3 protein-coding genes are annotated in these 2882 nt (G+C 54.8%); 2 read left to right on the top strand and 1 reads right to left on the bottom strand.

What is annotated here, in order from left to right; genetic code table 11:
• The first annotated feature begins 1169 nt into the window (after positions 1 to 1169).
• Both DWA01_RS23745 and DWA01_RS23740 read left to right on the top strand, forming a co-directional pair.
• The gene (locus DWA01_RS23745) at positions 1170 to 1550 is read left to right on the top strand and encodes an aspartate/glutamate racemase family protein (protein WP_235008625.1); all 381 of its coding nucleotides are present in this window, start codon (positions 1170 to 1172) and stop codon (positions 1548 to 1550) included.
• Positions 1507 to 1839 carry a hypothetical protein gene (locus tag DWA01_RS23740; protein WP_235008624.1) on the top strand — a complete coding sequence of 111 codons (333 nt, stop codon included), beginning with the start codon at positions 1507 to 1509 and terminating at the stop codon, positions 1837 to 1839. The genes DWA01_RS23745 and DWA01_RS23740 overlap by 44 nt, the downstream gene beginning before the upstream one ends.
• Positions 1840 to 1856: 17 nt before the next feature.
• Here DWA01_RS23740 and DWA01_RS19285 read toward each other — a convergent pair whose 3' ends face one another.
• Entirely contained in the window at positions 1857 to 2741 is an 885-nt protein-coding gene (locus DWA01_RS19285; protein ID WP_114287441.1) for a LysR family transcriptional regulator, read from the bottom strand.
• Between the last annotated feature and the right edge of the window lie 141 nt (positions 2742 to 2882).

Here is a 2882-nt window from a genome sequence, read left to right as displayed (position 1 = left end):
TGCCAGCGCCAAGTCACGTATTCATCCAGATGCAGGAATCTTGAGGCAGCAGGCATGAGGTTCTGCGTGTCTGACGTCAGCGCTTAGTGTAGAGGGAAGTGGTCCGTTAGCTGCACCAAGCACATTTCGACGAGAAGGGCGGTGTGCTGCCATTCGCTGCGTTGATCACCATGAGCAGCTAATCACTTGGATTGCGGTCTTTTATCAGCTGGCTTCTGGAGGAGGCAAAGGCGACGCAAGGCGCTGTCAGCAGATGAAGGCGCAACACCCGGTCTCCGCAAACAAGCATGGAACGGTCAAGAGGCTTTGCCAGAGAATTTATCCGGCACGGCTTTCAAGTCGCGCCTGTCCCGTGGTTGTTGCAATGTGAACCGCACCCATAGTCTCTGTCGACGGACATTTTGTACCCGAAGCTAATATCTGCCGCGCACGCTACATTCCAATTGGAATCTGCAACGCTGATTTCGGCCCCCTGCAACCAAAATAGACACCCACATATCAATACGACAGCGCCCACTGGGGCGCTTTGTTCCGTTTACGCATTCCCTCCCATGGTACCAAGTTCTGCGGTAGCAGCATTGGTCTCAATGGGCTCAAACCAGCCGGTCGCCGCAGCGGTCACGAACGGCAGAAATGGGCCGTTCGTGACAGTGATGGCAGGGGGAAGTGGTCCGATTGCTGCACTAGGCACATTTCGACACTAAAGGCGGAGAGCCGACCTTCGCTGCGTGTGCGAACCATTAATATTAGACCGTGAAAGCTGACATTGAAACATTCTCGAAACCAGTCGGTCTAATACTCCGCCGCAAGTCCGCGCTTAGGCTAGTTAGAGTATTTCCATTCAATGGGTCTGACATGCCCCGTCAACTAAAGCCTTGCAACTCATTCGGTCCAAGTCGTTCGATAATCAGCAACGAACTTTTCCAAGTGTGCAAGTTGGTAACGAAGACAACTGGCAATTTCCCCCATATTTACCGGTTTTCCGGGTCGGTGATATTACCTCTCTAAAATTGGCCCGCTTAGAAAAGATGGTCGCACTGTTGCAGAAAGTACCAGATGCGCGGACAGCTGCGGCTCTGGGCGGCTACGACTTTACGTTTGACCATAGCGGCCGCTGGGTGTCGAGCTGACCTTTGTCGTCTCCTAGCACCATTGGCATCCTTGGTGGTATGGGGCCCGAGGCAACGATCCTCCTGCAGCGCAAGCTGGTGGAGGCGATCCCGGCGGATGATGATCGCGATCACATCCCGCTTTTGATCGATATGAACCCGCAGGTGCCGTCGCGCATTGCCAATTTGATCGAGGGCACTGGCGATAGTCCGGCACCGGTGCTGGCCAACATGGCGCGCCGCCTGCAACATGCAGGAGCCAAGGCGCTGGCCATGCCTTGCAACACGGCTCATCACTTTGCGGGGGCAATTACACAGGCGGTTGATATTCCGCTGTTGAACATGGTTGAACTTGCCGCAGATCACGCGGACCGCGTGCTTGGATTGGGGGGACGTGTTGGCGCTTGCCTCGCCTGCGGTGAAACATACCAAGCTCTTTGAAGCCTTTCTCGAGCCGCGCGGGTTCAATGTCATCTGGCCAAAACGGGATGATCTGATGCTGCGTGCGATCCGGTCGATCAAGACCCAAGGCCCCTCCGACGCTACACGAAACGCTCTGCGGACGGCCTCGGATGAACTCAAGATCGCGGGCGCGGACCTGCAGTTCGTGGCGTGTTCAGAGTTTTCGATCATCGCCGACAGCGTTGCGGCAGACGTGCAGGTCGTCGATACGATTGATCTGTTGGTGACCGCAATCGTCGCGTTTTCAACGACACCTCACCCCGAGTGAGGGATTGAACAACCACCTCAGAGTAGGTCCCATAGCGCCGCCGCCGTCTGATCAAATGTCGCCGGATTCGCCAAGGCCGAGATTGTTAACTTGGTGCTCCAACTGTCATCGCCGATTGGCACGAGCACACCTTCGGCAAGCTCGGCCACAATCGCTGTCGCGGGCATCCACGCGAAACCACTTCCTTGCAACAGTCGGCGCTTGATGGATTCAACCAGACCGTCCACGTGGATCATCTCGGCGTTCAGCGGTTTTCGATCTACTGTGGCTTCGACAACCATTCCCAGAAACGACGAGCGCTCATAGGCGAGATACGGGATGGGCGGGCCGCCAAGTCGGTTCAGATCCCAACCTAAGTCACGGACCGGTTTGGCAGCTGCGACGGGGATTAGGCGGTCGGTTACTAGATCCTTTCGTACAAACGCCGATTCGTCGATCGTAGGCGAAACGGAGTAGTGATAATAACACAGCATAAAATCCACAGCGCCTTCGACCAAAAGCTCGCAACATGTGCTCAAAGAATCGGACACCACACGTGTGCGCATGTCAGGGAGTTGTCGCTGAAGAGCATAGATCCGAGCGGCCAAGAAGTTGACCGAAATGGTGTGAAGAACCGAAAAACGGATAAATCGGCTGTCACCCCTGTCCGCATCACGGAGCGATTGACGCGTTTCCGACAGTTGCGAAATCGCCCCATGCGCCGCGGGCAGGAATTGTTGACCCGCTTCCGTCAACTGCACTGGATAAGTGGCACGATTGACCAGTGGTAACCCCACCCAACTTTCCAAACCGCGAATTCGTCGACTAAAAGCCGATTGTGTGATGTTTCGTTCATCGGCTGCACGGGTGAAATTCCGCGTCCTTGCAAGACATTCGAAATCGCGTAGCCAGTTTAGATCCAATGGGTTCTCCTAGACGGTTTGAATGTGTTCGCTGAGCATAGCTCAAACTATGCAAGATGAGAATAGTTTGATGAAATGTTCGAATTGGCCTGCGTGCGTATCTTTCCACTAAGCTTTCGATCAGGATCAAGAGGACACGAT

Source organism: Candidatus Halocynthiibacter alkanivorans (assembly GCF_003333265.1).
GTDB classification, from domain to species: domain Bacteria; phylum Pseudomonadota; class Alphaproteobacteria; order Rhodobacterales; family Rhodobacteraceae; genus Halocyntiibacter_A; species Halocyntiibacter_A alkanivorans.
Note: the sequence above shows the minus strand (reverse complement) of the source record. Positions and strands in the feature narration are given on the sequence as shown.

Excerpts from the sequence above, each read along its gene's own strand:
- DWA01_RS23745 (WP_235008625.1), top strand. The coding sequence starts at position 1,170 with ATGGGGCCCGAGGCAACGATCCTCCTGCAGCGCAAGCTGGTGGAGGCG.